General features: G+C 44.3%; 5 protein-coding genes and 1 pseudogene. All 6 read right to left on the bottom strand.

The window, feature by feature from the left end; translation table 11 throughout:
* Nucleotides 1–94, bottom strand: a 94-nt coding sequence (locus tag Q4B82_RS09550) for an ESPR domain-containing protein (RefSeq protein ID WP_368501358.1), incomplete at its 3' end; no start/stop codon positions are given.
* 103 nt (nt 95–197) lie between these two features.
* Nucleotides 198–425: pseudogene (locus Q4B82_RS09255) on the bottom strand (transposase); the annotation flags it as partial.
* Between the two features lie 350 nt (nt 426–775).
* Nucleotides 776–928, bottom strand: a complete 153-nt coding sequence (locus Q4B82_RS09250) for a hypothetical protein (RefSeq protein WP_303066171.1) — start codon at nt 926–928, stop codon at nt 776–778.
* A complete protein-coding gene (locus Q4B82_RS09245) occupies nt 910–1,686 on the bottom strand; it encodes a Mu transposase C-terminal domain-containing protein (protein ID WP_303066170.1) in 777 nt (258 codons plus the stop codon). The genes Q4B82_RS09250 and Q4B82_RS09245 overlap by 19 nt, the downstream gene beginning before the upstream one ends.
* A 566-nt stretch (nt 1,687–2,252) precedes the next feature.
* Nucleotides 2,253–3,467 carry a nicotinate phosphoribosyltransferase gene (gene pncB / locus Q4B82_RS09240; RefSeq protein ID WP_303066169.1) on the bottom strand — a complete coding sequence of 405 codons (1,215 nt, stop codon included), beginning with the start codon at nt 3,465–3,467 and terminating at the stop codon, nt 2,253–2,255.
* Between the two features lie 23 nt (nt 3,468–3,490).
* Nucleotides 3,491–3,839: MarC family protein (locus tag Q4B82_RS09235; RefSeq protein ID WP_303066168.1), on the bottom strand; the 349-nt coding region annotated here is incomplete at its 5' end.

The raw sequence follows: 3,839 nt of genomic DNA, 5'->3' as shown, positions 1-3,839 counted from the left end.
CTACGCTTTTGCCTTCACGCTTGGTGTTTTCAGCAACTGCCATCATGCAACCGCGTTTCTTGTTGAAGATGACTTTGTATAGAGTTTTATTCATAATATTTCTTTCTTGATTGAAATCAAAAGACTATGCTTTGACAATCGTATGATATTATTTATAGGGCTGTACTAGATAACTAGGATAAATGCTGCTTTACCAATTACTTTAAAATAGAAATTTGAGATCTTATCTCACTGTTGTTAAAACACCATTCGCATTCCTTTAGATACAGCTCAAAATGCGCTTTGGGTATGCCGTTAAACTTGCGCAAATGACGTTTTGCTTGACTCCAAAAGTTCTCAATGCCATTTATGTGATTGTGCTTTTGCGCAAAATGTGTGCTGTGATTAATCCGAAAGTGATTAAACGCACTCACATTCAAAATATCATTACTACATTTTGTGTTGTTTATACTGGCTTAAATGACTTTTTCATAGGGATTATTCTAACTTAAAATTGAATTTCTGTTTCAATATCTGCTTTTCATGTATAAAACTCATCGGTTTTGGTTTGTATTACCTTATTGAGTTCTTAATTGATTGCCATTTAAACACTGTTTAAATCTATTTAACACAAGAATAGCGAAATATTTAGTGGCATCCATAATAACTGTAATCTGTACATGATTTTACTGCAAAAATCTAGTAAAATTAATTATTTACTAGATTGACTCTGGTAATTATCACAAAATCGTTATAAAACAAATGATTATTTAGGTGTTCCGTTGCAATTGTACGTTTACCACCATACTTTTGTCTCCCGTTTGGGGCTTTCGCCCATATAAAATTCAAAGCTTTGCATGGTCTTGATTTTGTTCAAATCCACTTCATCATAACCATGCACCGCAGCCGCTTCCGACAAATTAACCAGATTTACCGTAACGCGGCGCATTCCACCACGCTGATTTTGGTTTCCAAGCGTTTGACTTGCGCGTCAATGCGTTTGTCTTTCGCCTGTTCAATAAAGGGTTTGGGCATATAGTCAATGCGGTTGCCGTTCCATTGCGCTTTGCACACAAAACGTCCGTCATCATCAAACAACCAAACCCATTCCGCATTGTGTATGTTGTACGCCACGCGCAAACTGTCGCCGTGATACTCTTGCAAGTCTTGGCTGAAATACAGATTGTTGTGCAACTGCACTTCGCCACGCGCCACTTTGCGAACCGCTTGCGGCATAAACAAATACATCGCATTGTCTTCGTCCATCTGCGTAATCGCACTTTCCTGCGCTTTCAATGCCCACATTTCATTGGGTGTCATGTGGCGGATTTTTCCCGATACATCGGTTACTTTTGGCAAACTGCGGTGCGGACGGTTGTTGTATTCGCTTACCCACACCTCGCCAAACGCCACAAATTCACGCCAATCAGGAATCAGGCTGGCGGAAAGCGACTGAATGTTTGCCAATGCAGGCACATTTTTCAAAACAATGTCTTGTTTCATCGCTTTGCGACTGGCTTTGTGGACTTTTTGGCTGGCTTCCGCGTCCATGTCCTTGCCGATATAGCTTTGGAACTCTTTGGCAGCCTGAACCCAGATGGTTTGATGGACACGCTCAATCGCACCACGCGCTTGCGATGAATAGGGCAACGAATGCACCATTGTCATGCCCAAACGCCCCATCAGCCCGACCGCATCGTCTTTCATCAGCGCATTGTCGTACCATGTGGTTCAGAGCTTTGTTTTTTGATGTACTGGGTGTGAAGCCTGAAAAATGCTTCTGTACAAGGGTTAGGAGCAACAGTATGTCCCCGACGTTGATTGACAGGAGAACGGTGTTTCGGTAAATGCAGAACACTTATGCTGTTGAAGGAATTTATCTTTTTAGACAAGTCAGCGAGCTGCGGATTAAACGTTTGCAACGCGTGAATGGACATAAGGATTATGAGTTTGAGATTTACGGTGAATCTTATGGGATTGTGTAATACGCCCATGATGTGATGGCTTTTACTTGTTCTGTGATAAGAAGATAATAAAAATCGCGCAAAATCAGCTCAAAATCAGCTTATTTTTGCGCGTTTTTTCGCATTTTGGTTTTTAAGATATTTATGGGCTTGTGATTTGATTTATTTTGGATTTTTTGCCGAAATTGCCGGTTTGTATCCATGACAAAACCATCACTACCCCATGCATGTATGGAGATATACTGCCCGATTGTCCGTATTAGGTGGATTTAAGTGTTGGGGCGGCAATAGGGTGGAGGGGCATGACGATTAGGTTGATGGATTGGGATTTTGTACATCGAAAACTTGGCGTAAATAGGCGAGAAATGTGTCGTTGTCGGTCATGGTTTTGCCGGGACTGTCGGAGAGTTTGGCGACCGATTGGCCATTGCACTCAACCAGTTTGAGAACGATATTGAGTGGGGTGTGTCCCATGTCATTGGTCAGGTTTGTGCCGATGCCGAAGCTGGTTTTGAAGCGGTCTTTGAAGTATTGGTGTAAATCCCATGCTTTTTCCAGATTTAAGCCATCGGAAAAGGTCAGCATTTTGGTACGGCTGTCGATTTTGAGCTTTTGATAGTGTGCGTGGGCTTTGTCGCCCCAAATATAGGGGTCGCCACTGTCGTGGCGCAGACCATCAAAGAGTTTGGCAAAATAAAGGTCAAAATCACGCAAGAAGGCATCCATGCCCACAACATCGGTCAGTGCGATACCTAAATCGCCGCGGTATTCATGTACCCAGCTTTCTAATGCGGCTTTTTGGAAGTTACGCAGACGTGAGTCAAAGGCTTGAAAGGCTTGTAAAAATTCATGTGCCATTGTGCCGATTGGGGTGCAGTTGAGTTCTTTGGCAAGCAGGACGTTGCTCGTGCCGCGAAAAATCTCTGGGGCAGCACGGTGTAAGGTTTGGATAACGTGTTTTTGCCATGTCAGGCTGTAGCGGCGGCGTGTGCCGAAATCGGAAACCAGAAAGGGTGGGTCGGCTGGATTTTGTTGATTTTGGTATTGTGTGAGCAGGGTGGCTTTGGTTTGCAGGCGGCGTTCGCCTTCAGCCAAAACATCAGGCGTTTCAAGGCGGCGGAAATAAAGTTCATTGACGATGGCCAAGATGAAAATTTCAAAAAACATGGCCTGTATCATCGGGCCTTCAATGCGAATGTTTAAGCGACCATGCTCGTCTGGCCAAAATTGCACAAAACGGCGTTTGAGTTGAAAAAGTTCAAGATAATCAACAAAATCACTTTTTATGAAGCGCAAACCGCGCAAATAGGCCAATTCGTCTTCCTGAAAACGCAATTGGCACAGAGACTCGAGTTCACGTTCAAAATCTGCAGCAATATCGGATAACGGATAGACGGTTTGTGCATTGCGGCAACGAAATTCATAGACGCTGTGGGCTTGCGGAAATTGGTGCAGCATGACCTGCAGCATGGTGAATTTGTACAGGTCGGTGTCCAGTAGGGAGTGGATAATGGGGGCGTGCATGGCTTCAGGTAGCCTTTCTGCCTTTATCTGGCGAGAATGGGAAACAGAGCTTTGAGACCCGAAACGATGATTTCAACGGCAATGGCTGCAAGTAGTAAGCCCATAACACGATTGGTGATTTTCATGCCAGTGTCGCCAAGCAGGCGACTGACTTTGGCAGCTGCTTTCAGGCTAAAGTAGCAAATGAGCGTGATGAAAAAACCTGCTGTTAAGACGCTGACCAAACCTTGCCAGTTGCTTGCTTGGCTGCTGTAGATGATGACGGTGGATATGCCGCCTGGCCCAATAAGCATGGGCATGGCCAGTGGGACAACGGCAAATGCGGCTTTACTTTCGGGCATGGCCAATTGGTCGGAGTTGGGTTTGGCAGGG

Source organism: Alysiella sp., assembly GCF_030525755.1.
Lineage (GTDB): Bacteria > Pseudomonadota > Gammaproteobacteria > Burkholderiales > Neisseriaceae > Simonsiella.
This window is presented reverse-complemented; position numbering and strand designations above follow the sequence as displayed.